Below are 17340 nucleotides of genomic sequence, written 5' to 3'. Positions count from 1 at the left end.
CTGCCGGGCCTGACGATGCCGCGCTCGATCAGCGCCAGATGGGCCAAAGCCTGGACGAGGGAGGTCGCTTCGCTGGCCTGATCCGCGGAGGCTTCACCGAGCTCGGCAAAGCAGGCCCCGAGCAGCGGCGCCAGGGTGGGATCGCCGAACGTCCGAGGCGAAAGCTCGCGCATGCGCTTGTCCTGCGCCGGGATGCTGCTGAGCGGAATCTTCAGGATGCGAAGGTGGAAGCCCCCGGCGCCCAGCGGCGCGGTGCGGTAGGGCAGGTCGGTATGGCTGGTGGCGAAACTGCCGTTGGCGATCGCGAAGTCGCTCCCGCGCATGCCGCCGAACCAGCCGCCGCTGCCGAGCTGCTGATAGACGCAGATGGCGTCGCCCGGCGCGTAGGCGATGTCGGTCGTGCTGCGCTCCACCGTGTAGGGTGAGGCCTTCAGCTCGACAAGGCCGGCGCCGCCCAGCTGGCGCAGCGAGAATTCGCCGAAGAAGTCCGCGCGCTGTTCGCGCTCGAGCTCGGCGGTGACGCCGAACAATCCCTTGGAGCGCACCTCGCGCCAATAGTCGAAGCGATCATTCGGCTCGACCTCGTCGGTACACCAATACACGGCAGCCCCCGCTTGCAGCGCAATCGCCCTAGAAAGAGCAGATTCCGCGGGAATCTGCCATAGCCAGATCATGGAACCGAAGCCCAGGTCCCTTGAACCGCCATTACGCCTGGGCCGACTATCACACAGCGGCAGGGGGTCCAATGAACTGCTGTTCGAAGGAAGCGGCCTGCGGCCGTTCTGCAACGGGAATCTTGCGATGACGCGTCGGCTTTTCAGAATTCTGGCGGCCCTTGGCCTGGTGGCGGGCCTGAGCGGCTTCGCTCTTCCCGCCCATGCCGAGAAGCGCGTCGCGCTCGTCGTCGGCAACAACGACTACAGGAATGTCCCGAAGCTGCTCAAGGCGGTCAACGACGCCCGCACCATGGGCGATACGCTGAAGCAGCTCGGCTTCTCGGTGATGGTCGCAGAGAACCAGAGCCGGCAGCAATTCTCCGAGACCTTGCTCGCCTTCGACAAGGCGATCGAGCCCGGCGATACCGCGTTCTTTTTCTACGCCGGCCACGGCTTCGAGATCGCGGGGCAGAACTATTTGCTGCCCACAGACGTGCCGTCGGCGACCGAAGGGCAGGAAGAGCTGGTGCGCGACGCCTCCATCCTGGCCGACCGCATCGTCGAGCGTCTTCAGAACAAGAAGGCGCGAACGTCGATCCTGGTGTTCGACGCCTGCCGCAACAACCCGTTCGAGCGCAAGGGCACCCGCGCTGTCGCCGGTGGCGGCGGACTTGCGCCGATGACGCAATTGCCTGAAGGCGTGTTCTCGGTGTTCTCGGCAGGTCCCCGCCAGACCGCGCTCGATCGTCTGTCCAACGACGACGCCAATCCCAATTCGGTGTTCACGCGCACCTTCGCCAAGGAGCTGCTCAAGCCCGGCGAGAATCTCGTGCAGGTGGCGCAGCGCACCCGCCGGGCCGTCAGCGAGATGGCCGATACCGTGAAGCATAGGCAGGTGCCTGTCTATTTCGACCAGATGGTCGACGACGTGTTCCTCAGCGGCCTTGCCAAGGATGCCGTCGCGCGTTCGGACGACCCGCCGCCGCAGAAGCTCGCAGCGCTGCCGCCGGTGTCGGTGCCGCAGCTGCCGAAGGAGGAGGCCACCAACGCGCCGATCGCGAGCTTCTCGCGGCACAATGGCGGCTGGAGCGTGGTGTTCTCCTTCGCCGACCCGGCGCTGGGCATTTCCTGGCGCATGGCCGGCAAGGGCGATTTCCGGGAGACCGGCTTCATCGACACGCTCGATCCGCGCACGCGCAAGCGCATGCCGAACCCGTCGATCGAGTTGCCGCCGGATGCGCAGGCGGGCACCATCGAGGTCCGCTATGTCGATCAGTCCGGCGACATGCAGGGGCCGTTCCCAATCAGGTTCGATCCCGAGGCCGCGCTGATCCGCGACCAGCGCAAGATCCTCGACATGACTGCGACGAGCTGGCTGTCGTTCCGCGAGTTCAACGGGCTGCTCGTCTACTACACGCACCTCGTGTCCTATCGCTGCGCCATCCGCGAGGTGCGGATCGGGATCGACACCGCCGTGCCCAACCAGGTGCTGAAGATGCCGCCGTGCGACATGCGCGACCCCAGCGCGATCACCGCCGGCATGCCGCTCTACATGAAGCTCGCTCCCGCCACGCAGTCCGTCTCGGTGGAGCTGACTTATCGCGACGGCAGCGTCTCGGAGATCAAGAGTTTCCGCAGCGCGAACCGGAGTAACAATTGATGATGACTCCTTGTCGGTTGCGTCGCGACCCCGAGGGAGTGGACTAACGGAACTGTGCTTCAAGAGGCATGTTAAATTCACCTTGGAGCCAAGCCCTTGCAGCATTTGCGGTCGTCGTCCAACCATCACTGAGCTTCTGGCAGAGCGACGAAAGCTGATGGCTTCGGCTTCCTGCAACTGAAGCGAAAGAAGTTCGGCAAGCTCGCACAAAGGAACAACTCCTCGGGTCCCTGGATTGTCCACCAAACCAGGGAGACGATCCATGATCCGCAAGTCCATCCTCGTAGCCTTCGCCTGCGCTGCGCTTTCGACAACCGCTTATGCTCAGGGAGGTGGTGGTGCTGGGGGCGGAGGCGGAGGTGGCGCGGGTGGCGGTGCCAGTGCCGGCTCCGCTGCAGGGACGGGTACCGGCGGTGCGGGATCTGCGGCCAGCTCAGGTGCCGGAATGGGCACATCATCGAGCAGCGCCAATTCGGGGCCGTCGGCTCCTTCAGGGATGGGGACGCATGGCACCACCACCGGGGCCAACGTCAGCACCAACACGAACCAGAGCAATCCGAACGTTCAGCCGCCAACCGCGAACGGCACGTCGCCGACAGCGGCGCAAGCTGCGCGGAACGCTGGTGCCGGCCATGCCCCCAACGGGTTGCCGATCGGCAGCCCGGGCAGCGGGACCAGCAATGAAGATCAGAAATAATCCAGTTCCCGTCCAGGATAGGCCCGCGCCGTGCGGGCCTATCTGTTGCCTCGCATGTGGCAACCGGCGCCCCTGACGCGGACGCCCACGCAGGCGCGGCTCTCGTCGCAGACACAGCTAGGTCCTCGACTCGCTCTCTTCCGCATCGCGGCTTCGGCGCGTGCGCAGATAGACGAGCGCGATGTTGACGGCTAGCCAGGCTGCGACACCTGCAAGCAACCATGCCACGTTGAACGTTCCCTCTGATGCCCCTTTTGGGTCGTATCTCCCATTAACAATAGGGGGCGCGGCTTATTCCCGGGAACGGAAGCGGCGTGCTCAGAGCTGCCGGCCAGCGCGACACCGCGCATCCAGATTCAGGCTCCGTTGGAGCGGAATCGGCGTTACATTGTCCGCCATATCTTGATCGATACTCACATCGCGGATCGTGGCTCCAATGGCATCCGACCAACAATCGAACCGGACGAAAAAAGTCCGCTGCTGCATTGTCGGCGGCGGACCGGCCGGCATGATGCTCGGATATCTCTTGGGACGGGCCGGCATCGAGGTCGTGGTGCTGGAGAAGCATGCGGATTTCTTCCGCGATTTTCGCGGCGACACCGTGCATCCCTCGACGCTTCAAGTCATGGACGAACTCGGCCTGATCGACGAGTTCCTGAAACTGCCGCATCAGCGCTTGCAGAAGATGGACGGCCTGTTCGGCGGCACGCCGGTGCGCATCGCCGATCTCAGCCGGCTCAACACCAAATACCCCTTCATCGCCTTCATGCCGCAATGGGACTTCCTGAACTTCCTGCGCGAGGCCGGCCGGCGCTTTGCCTCGCTCGAGGTGATGATGAGCACGGAGGCGGTCGATCTGATCCGCTGCGGCGAGACCATCGCCGGCGTGCGGGCGAAAACACCTGACGGCATCCTCGCCATCGAGGCCGATCTCACCATAGCCTGCGACGGCCGGCATTCGACGGTGCGCGAGCGCGCCGGCCTTGCCGTCGAGGAGATCGGCGCACCGATGGACGTGCTGTGGTTCCGCGCCGGCCGCAAATCCGACGAGACAGAAAACGTGTTCGCGCGCGTCGAGCCCGGCAAGATGATGATTACCTTCAATCGCGGCGACTATTGGCAATGCGCCTATGTCATCGCCAAGGGCCAGCACGAGGCAGTGAAGGCGAGGGGACTGCAGGCGCTGCTCGACGACGTCGTACGCATGGCGCCGATCCTTCGATCAGGAATCGCCGACGTGAAGAGCTTCGACGACGTCAAGCTGCTGACCGTCGCGATCAACCGCCTTAAGCGCTGGACGCGACCGGGCCTGCTTTGCATCGGCGACGCCGCGCATGCGATGTCGCCGATCGGCGGCGTCGGCGTCAATCTTGCCGTGCAGGATGCGGTCGCGACCGCCAATTTGTTGGCCGACAAGATGCAACACGGCTGCCCGTCCGAGAACGATCTCGATGCTATCAGGCGTCGCCGCGAGTTTCCGGTGAAGATGACGCAGCGGATGCAGGAGATCGTGCAGAACAACATCATCAGCGGCGCGTTGCAGTCGGGCGACCGGCCGCTCAAGGTGCCGCTGATCGTGCGCCTCATCACCGCACTGCCGTGGCTCCAGGGCATTCCGGCGCGCCTGCTTGCGCTCGGCGTGCGGCCCGAGCACGTGCATTCGAGGGCGGCGTCGGGATCGTAGCGCAGGGAGTCGGTAGGGATAATTTCGCGTTAAATCACGCGTGCGGCGTTGCGAGCGTGCAACAGCACCCACGGATTTTCGGACCGGCGCGCGCCCCTGCGCTGCGTTAACTTTGTTGATTCGAATTTTAGTAACACCCGTCTGTGACCTTGCGCCTATCAAAGGACACGGGGTGTACCATGCGTAATAAATTGATTGCCGCCTTCGCCTGCACGACCGCTCTGGTTTCGACGGGCGCGGCCTCCGCCGCCGATCTCGGCGCGCGCTACGCGAAGGCGCCAGCTTACGCCGAGCCGCTGTTCAACTGGACCGGCTTCTATGTCGGCGGCCACATCGGCGGCGCATGGACCAACGAGCAGTTCATCAACAACGGCAACAGCGGCGGCTTCGGCGATCTCTCTCCGGGAGAAGGTTTCCGTCAGCGCAACTCGGGCATCATGGGCGGCGCCCAGATCGGCTACAACTGGCAGGCCAACAACTACGTGTTCGGCATGGAAGGCACGATCTCCGGCCTCAACAACAAGGGCTCGTTCACGAACACCGTGTTTGGCGCCGGTGACGACGTGTTCTCCTGGCGTGCCAACGTTCTGGCAACGGTCGTCGGCCGCGCCGGCTTCGCCGTGCAGAACAACCTCTTCTACATCAAGGGCGGCTATGCCGGCGTGAACAACCGTCTCTCGGTCAGCGACACCGTCGGCACGGCTGGTTCGGGCGGTCAGACCCACTGGGCCAACGGCTGGACCGTCGGCGCCGGCTGGGAATACGGCGTCACCCGCAACTGGATCGTCGGCCTCGAGTACAATTACGCGGCTTTCGGCAGCCAGACCTATCAGCTCGGGGGCACCACGACCAACTACACCTTCGACGCCAAGCCGCGCGATATCCAGTGGGCCGTCGTGCGCGCGAGCTACAAGTTCGACGCGCCGACCATCGCCCGCTACTGAGCACGTCGACCGCAACGCGACCAACGATCAAAAAAAGCACTGCCAAAATTCAAAAGCCCCGGCTTCGACCGGGGCTTCTTTTTTGCGTGGTGCCGCCCGGCCTTAGGCCATCACCGAGAAGCCGCCATCGACGGGGATTGCGGTGCCCGTGACGAAGTTCGACGCGGACGATGCCAGGAACACGGCGATGCCGGCGAAATCGTCGACGTCGCCCCAGCGCCCCGCAGGCGTGCGCGCCAGCACCCGCTCGTGCAATCCCGAGACCTGCTGCCGCGCGCCCCGGGTGAGGTCGGTATCGATCCAGCCCGGCAGGATCGCGTTGACCTGGATGTTGTCAGGCGCCCAGGCGTTGGCGCAGGCACGCGTATACTGCACGATTCCGCCCTTGCTCGCCGCATAGGCAGTGGCGAAGCTCGCACCGAAGATCGACATCATCGAGCCGATGTTGATCACCTTGCCGTTGCCTGACGCCTTCAAGGCCGGATAGGCGAGCTTCGAGCACAGGAAGGCGCTGGTGAGGTTGGTGTCGATCACCTTGTTCCACTCGTCGAGCTCGAGCTCGTGCGGCGGCTTGCGGATGCTCATGCCGGCATTGTTGACGAGGATGTCGATGCGGCCGAGATCCGTCACCACGCGCGCAATCATGGCTTCGATCGCTGCCCTGTCGGTGACGTCGGTCGCAACCGCGATCGCCTTGACGCCGCGCTGCCTGAGATCTTCGACAGCTGCGTTGGACTTCGCCTCGTTGCGTCCGACCACGGCGATGTCGGCGCCGGCGTCGGCAAGGCCGCGCGCCATGCCGAGCCCGATGCCGCCATTGCCTCCTGTTACGACCGCGACCTTGCCGCGGAGATCGAACCGGCTGGATGTCATGCTTGTATTCCCTGGTTTCTTTTATTGGTTGCTCTGCCAGATCAGCACCAGCCCGAAGCCGGCCATGGCGGCGCCATAGCCGGCCCATTGCAGCTGGTTGACCATGAAGCTCGATCGCGGCCAGGGGACGGTGCCCGTGCCCTGTCCGATCCAGAGCAGCCCGATGGCGAGGGCGAACAGGCCTGCTACAAGCAGAAATCTGCGCATGCATTCCCCCCATCGGTCCGCTTCCGTCGCGACTCGCGGCATCTACGATGCTGCGGTCTCGAAAGCTTGGGGCGCACAGTAACCGCAGCTTTGCTTCGGTTACAATGGCGGCGCCGGCAGCGGCGACGCCCGGCACACGTCGCGATGCGCAGGGCAGGGCTATCACCGATACGGTGGGGTGATCGAAGCTCAGCTCACCGCTGCGTGCCGTCGTTGGAGGCGAGCACCGGCTGCCGGCGCGCTCACAACGAAAAAGCCCCGGACGATGCCGGGGCTTTGACGTTTGATCGTGAGATCAGATCAGTACTTCGCGACGACCGGACCGGTCCAGTTGAAGCGATAGACCAGCGAGGTCGAGATCGTCTGGTTCCAGCTGTTGGCGCGGATATCGCGGCCCACCAGCGCGTTGGTACCGTCGAACAGCTCGTTCTGGGTCTTGGCGTTGTAGAAGGCCGAACGATACTCGGTCTTCATGAACCAGCCGGGCGAGGTGATGCCGAAGATGTTCAGGCTGTTCTCGACGCCGCCACCGACGAACCAGCCGTTGCGATTGTAGCTGTTCAGATGGATGCCAGCGGGGGTGCCGCCGAGGGTCGTGAAATTGGTCTGGCCGAAGTGAGCGCCAGAATAACCGCCGTTGACGTAGGAGAGAACGTTCGGGGCCACCAACCAGCCGAGGCGCACACCCGCGGCCCAGGAGGTTTCCAGCTTCTGGTTGCCGGTGATGCCAGCGATCGGATCCTGAATGGTTGCGCGGAGGCTGCCGAACTGACCGTCAGCGAACACACCGGCGACCCAGGTGCCGCTGAACTGCCAGTCGTAACCGGCGCCGACGGTGCCGAACCAACCGGAGCCGCCCTGACGCTGGTCGATCGTCAGCGGAATCGCGCCGACAGTGGTCTGGACATGCTGGTCAGCATTGGAGAGGCCGCCGCCGCCACCGCCGAAGACATAGAAGCCGGTCCAGTTGGCGACGGGCGCCGGCATCGGAGCCTTCACGTAGGGACGGGCACCAAGGTCAGCGGCCGAGGCCGAACCGGTCATCGCCGCAACAGCGGTCAGAGCGAGCAAAGTCTTCTTCATGTCAAAATCCCCAACCTTGGTCTGTCGTAGTAGGCGCGAGCGCGCTGAAGTTCGTTTCATCTGATGACCCGGACTATAGACGTTTCCCGCCGAAATGCTGTTGCCGGCTAGGCACAGTCGCCGGAAAACGCCGCTGAGCGTGCATTTGAGGCGTGGCTCTCGGATCCATAAATAACCTCGTAGAGTCAGCAACTTACACAGATTTCGAAATCTCTGGCCCGGGTAAGGTTTTGTTAGGAGGTTGGGCGTTGTCCGAAATGGAGGCAGTCCCGCCTCAGCTTCAGCGCCGTGAGTCGTTGGCCGAGTCGCGTTGGCGGCGCCGGGAATCGCTCATGGCCGTGCGGACCCTCGGCCGGCGTCATCGATAAAAAGGCGGCGTCCCCCCAAACAAAAGAGCCCCGGCTCTCGCCGAGGCTCTTGAACGGAACACGGCCCGAGGGCTCAGACGTCCAGCAATTCCTCGCTGGCAAACTCGGCCTTGTCCGAGATGAAGGCGAAGCGCGCCTCGGCCTTGGTACCCATCAGGCGCTCCACCGAATCGGCGGTGGTGTCGCGATCGTCGGCGAGCAGCACCACCTTGAGCAGCGTGCGCTTGCGCGGATCCATGGTGGTTTCCTTGAGCTGCGCCGGCATCATCTCGCCGAGGCCTTTGAAGCGGTTCACCTCGACCTTGGCGTTGGCGTTGAACTCGCTCTTGAGTAGCGCCTCCTTGTGCTTGTCGTCGCGCGCGTAGACCGATTTCGAGCCGTGGGTCAGCTTGTAGAGCGGCGGCACCGCGAGGAAGAGGTGGCCCTCGTCGATTAGCCGCGGCATCTGCCGGTAGAAGAAGGTGATCAGCAGCGAGGCGATGTGGGCGCCATCGACGTCGGCGTCGGTCATGATGATGATGCGCTGATAGCGCAGATCCTCTTCGCGATACTGCAGGAGCTGGCCGCAGCCGATCGCCTGCACGAGGTCGGAGAGCTGCGCGTTCGCCGTCAGCTTGTCCTTGCCGGCGGAGGCGACGTTGAGGATTTTTCCGCGCAACGGCAGCACCGCTTGCGTCTTGCGGTCGCGCGCCTGCTTGGCGCTGCCGCCGGCCGAGTCGCCCTCGACGATGAACAGCTCTGAGCCTTCGGTGCCGGCATCGGTGCAGTCGGCGAGCTTGCCGGGCAGGCGCAGCTTCTTGCCCGCGGTCTTGCGCGCGGTTTCCTTTTCCTGACGGCGGCGCAGCCGCTCCTCGGCACGGTCGATCACGAAGTCGAGCAGCCTGTTGGCCATGTTCGGATTGCCCGACAGCCAATGGTCGAACGGATCCTTCATCGCCTGCTCGACGATGCGCTGCGCTTCGGCGGTCGCGAGACGATCCTTGGTCTGGCCCTGAAATTCGGGCTCGCGCACGAACACCGAGAGCATCACGGCTGCGCCCACCATCACGTCTTCGGAGGTAATGGAGGCTGCGCGCTTGCCCTGGCCGACGCGCTCGGCGTGATCCTTCAACCCGCGCAGCAGCGCGCTGCGCAAGCCGGATTCATGCGTGCCGCCATCCGGCGTCGGCACGGTGTTGGTGTAGGAGGAGAGGAAGCCGTCCGCATCCGCGGTCCAGGCCACCGCCCACTCGCAGGCGCCGTGCGCGCCGTTGCGGCCCGACTTGCCGGAGAAGATGTCGGGATGCACCAGCGTGTCGGCGTGGATCGCGGCCGCCAGATAGTCCTTGAGGCCGCCGGGGAAGTGGAACGTCGCTTCGGCCGGCACGTCCTCGATGCCCTTGAGCAGGTCGGGCGCGCAGTTCCAGCGGATCTCGACGCCGCCGAACAGATACGCCTTTGAGCGCGTCATCTTGAACAGGCGCTGCGGCTTGAACGCGGCCTTGGCGCCGAAGATGTCGGTGTCGGGCTTGAAGCGCACGCGCGTGCCGCGGCGGTTGTTGACCTTGCCGAGGTCCTCGAGCTTCCCCTTGGGATGGCCGCGCTCGAAAATCATGCGATGCAGCTTCTGGCCGCGCGCGACTTCCACTTCGAGACGCGAGGACAGGGCGTTCACCACGGAAATGCCAACGCCGTGCAGGCCGCCTGACGTCTCGTAGACCTTGGAGTCGAACTTGCCGCCCGAATGCAGCGTGCACATGATGACTTCAAGCGCCGACTTCTTCGGGAATTTCGGATGCGGATCGATCGGGATGCCGCGGCCGTTGTCGGTGACGGTGAGGAATCCGTCTTCGCTGAGCTCGACTCCGATGAAGGTCGCGTGTCCGGCCAGCGCCTCGTCCATCGAGTTGTCGATGACTTCGGCGAACAGATGATGCAACGCCTTCTCATCGGTGCCGCCGATATACATGCCCGGCCGGCGTCGCACCGGTTCCAGGCCTTCGAGCACCTCGATGTCGGCCGCGGTGTAGTCGGCTTCCCCGCCGCTCGCGCGCGGCGCCGCCTTGGCTGCGCGGAGTTTCGGCTCATCGCCGCCGAAAAAGTCGTCTTTTGCTTTGGGTTTCAACTGCTTGGACATATATCTTGATGCGTTTTGAGGGCCGCATGGGCGGCGAATCGATTGGGCCGACTATGCCACTTCTGACTTGGAAAGGTTATCGCAGGGCGGGCCGGGCGGTGTCGTTGAGGGCCAATCCCGGCGATTTTACGCCGCAGCCCCTCCAATTCCCGGCAATTTGACCTGCCAGGCTGTGCCGAGCGGGGTTTTGTGACTTGATGTCACACAAGTGCTTGGCTTACCAGTCTTTTTCATCGAGCAGCACCTTGAGACGGGGCGGGAAGGCTATTTTTGATGGAGCAGTTTGCGCACGCCCTGGCCGATTTCGTGCGCGTTCACCAGGCCTGGGCGGCTCCGATCGTGTTCCTGCTCGCGTTCGGAGAATCGCTCGCCTTCATCTCGCTGCTGGTACCGGCCTGGGGCGCGCTGGTGGGAATCGGTGCGCTGATCGGGGCGAGCGGCATCAGCTTCTTTCCGGTCTGGATCGCCGGCGGCCTCGGTGCGGCGCTGGGCGACTGGGTCTCCTACTGGTTCGGCTTCCGCTACAAGGAGAGGGTCGCCCAGATGTGGCCGCTCTCGCGCTATCCGGAACTCCTGCCCAGAGGTGAGGCCTTCGTGCGGAGTTGGGGCGTGCCCAGCATCTTCATCGGCCGGTTCTTCGGCCCCCTGCGCGCCTCGGTGCCGCTCGCGGCCGGCATCTTCGAGATGCCTTATTGGAGTTTCCAGGCCGCCAATTTCGTCTCGGCCCTGGTCTGGTCGGCCGTGCTGCTGCTGTTCGGTGACGTGCTTGCCAAGATCATGGAATGGATCTGGCGGGTGATCTGACCTCCAAACCTTGACGGGAATCGGATCTGGCCTTATAGCCGCGCGCCATGATCAACGCCGCGACCATCCTGTTCGCCCGTCGCCGCCGCCGCAATCTTGCGGTTTGGGCGGTCGATCGCGTTTGAGATCATCGTCTTTGCCGCTGGATCCGATCCGCGGCATTCTCTCTCCTGTCAGCGCGATCTGATCCGGCGGCCCCCAAGGAGGCCCAGCAGGAGACCACGATGTACACGCCACCTTTTTTCAAGCAGGACCGCGCCGCAAGCCTGAAGTTCGCCGAAGAGCGCGGCTTCGGCACCATGTGCGCTTTCGACGGAAAGAAGCCGGTCGCTTCCCCGCTGCCGTTCTATCTGACCTACGCCGCCGATGGGACGCCGCAGGCCGCGTTTCATGTCGCCCGTCACAATCCGCTGCTAAAGCTTGCGGGCGGCGATGCGTCCTGGCTGCTCGCGGTCAACGGCCCCGATGCCTATGTATCGCCGGACTGGTACGTCTCGCCGGACCAGGTGCCGACCTGGCTCTACCAGTCGGTGCATCTGAGCGGGCCGGTGCGGCTGTTGTCGGATGACGAGCTGTCGGTGCAGATCGACACGCTCAGCGACAAGTTCGAGCACTGGCTGCTGCCGAAGAAGCCGTGGACGTCGGGCAAGATGACGGCGGGCCGGCTCGAAGCGATGAAGAAGGCGATCGTGGGTCTGGTGATGAATGTTGAAGAGGTCGAAGGCAGCTTCAAGCTCAACCAGCACAAATCCGACGCCGACTATGCGGCAATCTCGAATGCGCTCAGCGCCGGCGATGCCGACGCCAGGCAGATCTCACAGTTGATGCGGCAGGCAAGGCCGCAAGTTTTCGAACACGACACGAACAAGCTCGAAAGGAGCGCGTCATGAGCCTCGCTGAGACCACGAAAGCCCCGATCACCGGCGCGGCGAAAAAACCGGCAACCGTCTTTGTCGATGGCGGCTCCGGCACCACCGGGCTCGGCATCAACGAGCGGCTGAAGCTCCAGAACGACGTCGTCGTGAAGACGATCGCCGATGACAAACGCAAGGATCCCGCCGCCAAGAAGGCGCTGATGGAGGAGGTGGACCTCGTCATCCTCTGCCTGCCGGATGACGCCGCCAAGGAGACGGTCGCGCTCGTCGACAGCATGGGCGCCTCAGGCCCGAAAGTGCTGGATGCTTCCACCGCCTATCGGGTCGCGCCCGACTGGGCCTATGGCTTTCCCGAGCTGACGCCCGACCAGGCCAGCAAGATCAAGGCCGCCAGGAAGGTCTCCAATCCCGGCTGCTATCCGACCGGCGCGATCGCGCTGCTGCGGCCGATCGTCGATGCCGGCCTGTTGCCGCCCGATTATCCCGTCACCGTCAACGCGGTGAGCGGCTATTCCGGCGGCGGCAAGTCGATGATCGCAAGCTTCGAGGACGGCAGCGCGCCGTCCTTCGAGCTCTACGGTCTCGGCTTCGAGCACAAGCATCTGCCGGAGATGCAGCTCTATTCGAGCCTGACGCGGCGGCCGATCTTCATTCCCTCGGTCGGCAACTATCGGCAGGGCATGCTGGTCTCGGTGCCGCTCCAGCTCGACACGCTGCCGGGCAAGCCGAGCGGAGGGGACCTTCAGGCCGCGCTCGCCAAGCGCTACGCCGGCTCAAGGTACGTCTCGGTGATGCCGCTCCAGAACGAGGCGTCAAAGGGCGGCCGGATCGAGCCGGAGGCGCTCAACGAGACCAACATGCTCGAGCTCTACGTCTTCGCCAGCGACAAATATCAGCAGGCCGTGCTGGTCGCGCGGCTCGACAATCTCGGCAAGGGCGCCTCGGGCGCAGCCGTGCAGAACATGCGGCTGATGCTTGGATTGCCGGAGGAGTAAGGCAGCCTCGTGCCCCGGACGCAGCGCAGCACTTCTTCAGTGATGCGCTGCAGAGCCTGGGCCTATTCTTTTGTTCGCGACTTCTGGGTCCCGGCTCTGGGCACATCACTGTCGTGCTGTGCCTTGTCCGGGACATGAGACAATTGAGGCGGGACCTCGGAAACGAACGTTAGAATGGACGAGACCACCCTGCAGTTCTATCGGCAGAACGCCCGGTCCTATGCGGATTGGGCGAAAGCGCCGTCGGCGCGGCTAACGGGCTTCCTCGCCTTGTTGCCGCCCGGTGGCGCAATCCTCGAACTCGGCTGCGGCGCCGGCAATCATGCGGCGGTGATGCTGGCGGAGGGTTTTTCACTGCGTGCCACCGACGGCTCGCCCGAAATGGCGAAGATCGCGTCCCGGCGGCTCGGCCATCCCGTCGAGACGATGCGGTTCGACGAACTCGAAGCGCAACAGGCCTATGACGGCGTCTGGGCGAGCGCCTGTCTGCTGCATGTGCCGCGCGACGAGCTCGCCGGCATCCTTGGGCGGATCCATCGCGCGCTCAAGCCGTCCGGTGTGTTCTATGCCAGCTACAAGATGGGCGAAAGCGACGGCAGGGACAGCCTTGGCCGCTACTACAGCTATGTGTCGCCCGAGTGGCTTGAAGCGACCTACGCCAGCGCGGGACCGTGGATCACGCTCTCATCCGATACCAGCGTGATCCAGAGCTTCGATCAGACGCCAGCCAGCATGCTGAATCTCGTCGTTCGCAAGGCGGTGACTTGATCCATCTGATGTCTCGAAGACCGCCGGCACGAACTATGCGGCGATCCACTCCAGCAGGGCGTTCTGCGCATGCAGAAGGTACGCCTTCGCGGCCGTGCTCTGGCAGGTGGCGTGGCCCATTGCATCGGCCGTGACCTCCTGTCCCCTGGTCACCGGCGGGCAGGGGAGGAAGATCGCATCCGTGCGGCATCTGTCGAGGAGCGCGGCCGATATCCGGTACCGCGCGAGTTGATCGTGTTGCGCGCCGGCAGGCCAGCAGTCCGTGATGATCACGTCCGCATCGTACACTGCCTCCAGATCGGTGCTCGCGGTGAACCCCGGACTTGCGATGTCCCTGACATGCCAAACCACTGGATAGGCCTGGGCGACCTTGATCGGCAGAGCGATGGACGCTTCAACCCAGGAGCGGAGAATGTTGGCGTCGGGTGCCACGCCAGCCACCCTCAGGCCTTCGAGCGATCCGCGCCTGCTTTTGACATAAGCGAGATCGCCCAGCGTCTCGCAAGGATGATTTGATTGCGTTCTCGCATTGACGACCGGCGCGGTCGCGCTCGATGCCAGCTCGTGCAAGGTCGACAATTCCCGAGTGCGCACGACCAGGATGTCGAACCAGTTGTCGAGATACTTGGCGAGATCAGGCGTCGTTTCATGGACATTGAACCTGATGGGAGGCTGTACCGAGATGCCTCCCATGGCTCTCACGCCGAGATCGAATGCGGTCGTGTTCCGCCACCCACTGTCGTCGGCGATAACAGCCACGCGCTTTCCGGCGAGGCTTTGCGGCATGGCACGGCCATCCCATGCCGTCGCCAGGGCTTGCGCGCGATCGACGATGGACAGGATCGTGTCCCCGTCGAGGTCCTGAAACCGGAGAAAATCCCGGCTGGATTCGCTATGCATGAGCCCGCATCCGGGCGCGCTCAAAGCACCTTGAAGATCGCCAGTGCCAGCACGGCCTGGGCGAGGAAGCCGACGGTGAAGGCCAGTGTGCGGAAGATCGGGACGCCGAGCGCGTAGACGATCAGATGCGCGACGCGCGACCAGAAATAGACGGCGCAGGCGAGCACGGTCCATTTGGTGGAATAGTCGATCGCGTTGAGGATCAACACCAGCGGCGCGAAGATCACGAGGTTCTCGACCGCGTTGTCGTGCGCGAACATCAGCCGCGTCGCCCAGTCGGCCTGTGCCTTGTCGTTCCGGTTGGGGTTGGCCATCACGCTCCCGAGGCCGCGAACCTGACAGCGGTTGACCATATAGGGAATCCAGAGGATCCCGGTCAGGATCACCGTCAGTGTCAGCCAGAACAATTCGCGCGTCATGGTTCGATCCCCTCTGTCGTCGCTGCGTTGAGCGCGAGTCTATACAAAAGCGCGGAAGATTCCGCTATGCGCGGACCCTGACATAGCTGCCGGGCGCGTCCTCGATCGGGGGCAGGGCGTCGCTGCCGACGCTGCGCGCCGGGACTTCCTCCGGATCGATCCCGCGCAACCATTCGCGCCAGTCCGGCCACCACGAGCCCTTGTGCTCCACGGCGCCCTTCATCCACTGTGCGACGTTGACGTCCTTGATGTTGTCGTTGGTCCAGTACTGATACTTGTTCGAGGCCGGCGGATTGACCACGCCCGCGATGTGGCCCGAGCCCGACAGCACATATTTCACCGGGCCGCCGAAGAACTGCGAGCCGTACAGCACCGATTCCGCCGGCGCGATGTGGTCCTCGCGGGTGGCGAGGTTGTAGACGGGCACCTTGACCTTGGAGAGATCGAGCAGCGTGTTGTCGAGCACCATCGTGCCGGTGGAGAGCCGGTTCTCCAGATAGCAGTTGCGCAAATAATAGGAATGGTTCGACGCGGTCATGCGGGTCGCATCTGAATTCCAGTGCAACAAGTCGAACGCGCTCGGCTGTTGGCCCTTCAGATAGTTGCTGACGACGTAGGACCAGATCAGATCGTTTGAGCGGAGCATGTTGAAGGCCATCGCCATCTTCGAGCCTTCGAGCACCCCGGCCGTCTTCATGTCGTGTTCGAGGGCTGCGATCTGCTCCTCGTCGACGAACACGAGGAGATCGCCGGCATGGGTGAAGTCGACCTGGGCGGCGAAGAACGTCGCGGACGCCACGCGCTGGCGGCGCTTCTCGGCGAGCCAGGCCAGCGTGGTCGCCAGCATCGTGCCGCCGACGCAATAGCCGGCGGCGTGCACCTTCATCTCGCCGGTGACCCTCTCGATCACGTCCATCGCCGTGAGCGGGCCTTCCTTCATGTAGTCTTCCCAGCTCTTGTTGCCGAGCCGCTTGTCGGGATTGACCCATGAGATCACGAACACGGTGATGCCCTGATCGACGCACCACTTGATGTAGGACTTCTCCGGCTTGAGATCGAGGATGTAGAACTTGTTGATCCAGGGCGGCACGATCAGGAGCGGGGTGCGCAGCACCGTCTCCGTGGTCGGCGAATACTGGATCAGCTGCATCGTCTCGTTCTGGTAGATCACCTTGCCCGGCGTCGTCGCCATGTTGACGCCGACGACGAGGTTGTCCGGATTGGACTGGCGGATCTTCAGCATGCCCTTGCCGGCCGCAATGTCCTCGGCGAGCATCGTCAGGCCGCGCGCGAGGTTTTCGCCGCTGCTCGCCACCGTCTCGCGCAGCACCTCCGGGTTCGTCAGCACGAAGTTCGACGGCGACAGCGCATTGATGACCTGCTGGACGTAGAACTCGGCCTTGCGGCGCGTCTGCGGATCGAGCCCTTCGGCATCGCGCACCAGCTCCTGCGCCCATTTGGTCGTGAGCAGATAGAGCTGCATGACGAAATCGAAGAACTGATTCGATTTCCATTCCGGGTCGGCAAAGCGCTTGTCGCGGGGGTGGGGCGCGATCGCGGGCGGGGCGTCCTGGCCGGCCATGCGGCGCACCGCCGAGCCCCAGAGGTCGAGATAGTCCTTGGCGAGCTTGGTCTGCAGATCGGACGAGCGGGACGTGTCCGACAACCAGTATTCGGCGACCGACGTGAAGGTCTTGACGACCTCGGCCAGCTCGGCTGGCGGGCGATCCTGCACCTCGCCGCTCTCGCGCGGCTTGAGGTAAGCGGCCAGCGCCTTGCCGCCACTCTCCATCGCCCGCGCGACATTCATCGCGAAGGCTTCCGCATCGAACTTCGTTTCGGGTTTGGGCGTATCGGTCGTGGCCATACTCATGAGCAGAACAGTAACAACTCATTCCGTATTCGTCACCGCGAAGCTCGCATGTTTGGCGTTAAACACTCTCGAAGATGTGTTGCAGTGCGACAAATCTTCTTGGTTCTGTCACATTCGGGCCGCACCGCTCGGCTTGGTGGGCAATGGCTGTTTTCTCGCTCTCGCCATTCGGGCAGCAATGGTTTGAGCTTGGGCGCGGTCTTGGGTAAGGTTGCCCGGGGCCGTGCTTTGGGACGAGTAGGGGATTTCCCAAGTGTTTGCGTTATGGGACCTGCAAAAGACGCTGCCGATCCGCAGCGCGCTGCTGATTGCGGCGCTCGCCATGGGCGGCTGCTCGAGCCAGCTCGCGGACATGACGCCCGCGGACGCGCAGGCCCATCCTAGGGAGCCCGGCACCTACCTGCCGGTGCACGACCTG

At 63.9% G+C, this 17340-nt stretch carries 14 protein-coding genes and 1 pseudogene; 7 read left to right on the top strand and 8 right to left on the bottom strand.

Annotation, left to right across the window (positions count from 1 at the left end; translation table 11 throughout):
• A pseudogene (locus tag MOV74_RS12565) lies at positions 1-602 on the bottom strand (AraC family transcriptional regulator); the annotation flags it as partial.
• A gap of 199 nt (positions 603-801) precedes the next feature.
• Between MOV74_RS12565 and MOV74_RS12560 the strand changes: the two are divergent.
• The 3 genes from MOV74_RS12560 (at position 802) to MOV74_RS12550 (ending at position 5641) form a co-directional block, all read left to right on the top strand.
• Complete coding sequence (locus MOV74_RS12560; protein WP_246922101.1) at positions 802-2316, top strand: caspase family protein; 1515 nt, start codon at positions 802-804, stop codon at positions 2314-2316.
• A 1133-nt stretch (positions 2317-3449) separates the two neighbouring features.
• A complete protein-coding gene (locus tag MOV74_RS12555) occupies positions 3450-4697 on the top strand; it encodes an FAD-dependent oxidoreductase (RefSeq protein ID WP_246922098.1) in 1248 nt (415 codons plus the stop codon).
• Between the two features lie 179 nt (positions 4698-4876).
• On the top strand, positions 4877-5641 hold the full coding sequence (locus tag MOV74_RS12550; protein WP_246922095.1) for an outer membrane protein: 765 nt from the start codon (positions 4877-4879) through the stop codon (positions 5639-5641).
• A 102-nt stretch (positions 5642-5743) separates the two neighbouring features.
• Here MOV74_RS12550 and MOV74_RS12545 read toward each other — a convergent pair whose 3' ends face one another.
• The 4 genes from MOV74_RS12545 to parE form a co-directional block, all read right to left on the bottom strand.
• Entirely contained in the window at positions 5744-6514 is a 771-nt protein-coding gene (locus MOV74_RS12545) for an SDR family NAD(P)-dependent oxidoreductase (RefSeq protein WP_246922084.1), read from the bottom strand.
• Between the two features lie 21 nt (positions 6515-6535).
• A complete protein-coding gene (locus MOV74_RS12540) occupies positions 6536-6721 on the bottom strand; it encodes a hypothetical protein (RefSeq protein ID WP_246922080.1) in 186 nt (61 codons plus the stop codon).
• A 300-nt stretch (positions 6722-7021) separates the two neighbouring features.
• Complete coding sequence (locus tag MOV74_RS12535; protein WP_246922077.1) at positions 7022-7804, bottom strand: outer membrane protein; 783 nt, start codon at positions 7802-7804, stop codon at positions 7022-7024.
• A gap of 441 nt (positions 7805-8245) precedes the next feature.
• The gene (gene parE, locus MOV74_RS12530) at positions 8246-10288 is read right to left on the bottom strand and encodes a DNA topoisomerase IV subunit B (RefSeq protein WP_246922074.1); all 2043 of its coding nucleotides are present in this window, start codon (positions 10286-10288) and stop codon (positions 8246-8248) included.
• A 273-nt stretch (positions 10289-10561) separates the two neighbouring features.
• On the opposite strand from parE, the gene MOV74_RS12525 reads away from it, so the two are divergent.
• The 4 genes from MOV74_RS12525 to MOV74_RS12510 all read left to right on the top strand — a co-directional run bounded on the left by MOV74_RS12525 (position 10562) and on the right by MOV74_RS12510 (position 13730).
• A complete protein-coding gene (locus MOV74_RS12525; RefSeq protein ID WP_246922071.1) occupies positions 10562-11092 on the top strand; it encodes a DedA family protein in 531 nt (176 codons plus the stop codon).
• Positions 11093-11316: 224 nt separating this feature from the next.
• Positions 11317-11982, top strand: a complete 666-nt coding sequence (locus tag MOV74_RS12520; protein WP_246922069.1) for an FMN-binding negative transcriptional regulator — start codon at positions 11317-11319, stop codon at positions 11980-11982.
• Entirely contained in the window at positions 11979-12962 is a 984-nt protein-coding gene (gene argC / locus MOV74_RS12515) for an N-acetyl-gamma-glutamyl-phosphate reductase (RefSeq protein WP_246922066.1), read from the top strand. Before MOV74_RS12520 ends, argC begins: the two co-directional genes overlap by 4 nt.
• Before the next feature lie 174 nt (positions 12963-13136).
• On the top strand, positions 13137-13730 hold the full coding sequence (locus tag MOV74_RS12510; RefSeq protein WP_246922063.1) for a bifunctional 2-polyprenyl-6-hydroxyphenol methylase/3-demethylubiquinol 3-O-methyltransferase UbiG: 594 nt from the start codon (positions 13137-13139) through the stop codon (positions 13728-13730).
• A 33-nt stretch (positions 13731-13763) separates the two neighbouring features.
• Here the strand turns inward: MOV74_RS12510 and MOV74_RS12505 are convergent, their stop codons facing one another.
• From MOV74_RS12505 to MOV74_RS12495, 3 genes are all read right to left on the bottom strand, one after another.
• Positions 13764-14630, bottom strand: coding sequence for an ornithine carbamoyltransferase (locus MOV74_RS12505; protein ID WP_246922060.1), 867 nt, complete (start codon positions 14628-14630; stop codon positions 13764-13766).
• Between the two features lie 20 nt (positions 14631-14650).
• A complete protein-coding gene (locus MOV74_RS12500; RefSeq protein WP_246922057.1) occupies positions 14651-15049 on the bottom strand; it encodes an MAPEG family protein in 399 nt (132 codons plus the stop codon).
• A 64-nt stretch (positions 15050-15113) separates the two neighbouring features.
• A complete protein-coding gene (locus MOV74_RS12495) occupies positions 15114-16922 on the bottom strand; it encodes an alpha/beta hydrolase (protein ID WP_246922054.1) in 1809 nt (602 codons plus the stop codon).
• Between the last annotated feature and the right edge of the window lie 418 nt (positions 16923-17340).

Origin of the sequence: Bradyrhizobium sp. SHOUNA76 (assembly GCF_023006445.1) — a bacterium.
In the GTDB taxonomy this organism is placed as follows: Bacteria; Pseudomonadota; Alphaproteobacteria; order Rhizobiales; family Xanthobacteraceae; genus Bradyrhizobium.
Note: the sequence above shows the minus strand (reverse complement) of the source record. Positions and strands in the feature narration are given on the sequence as shown.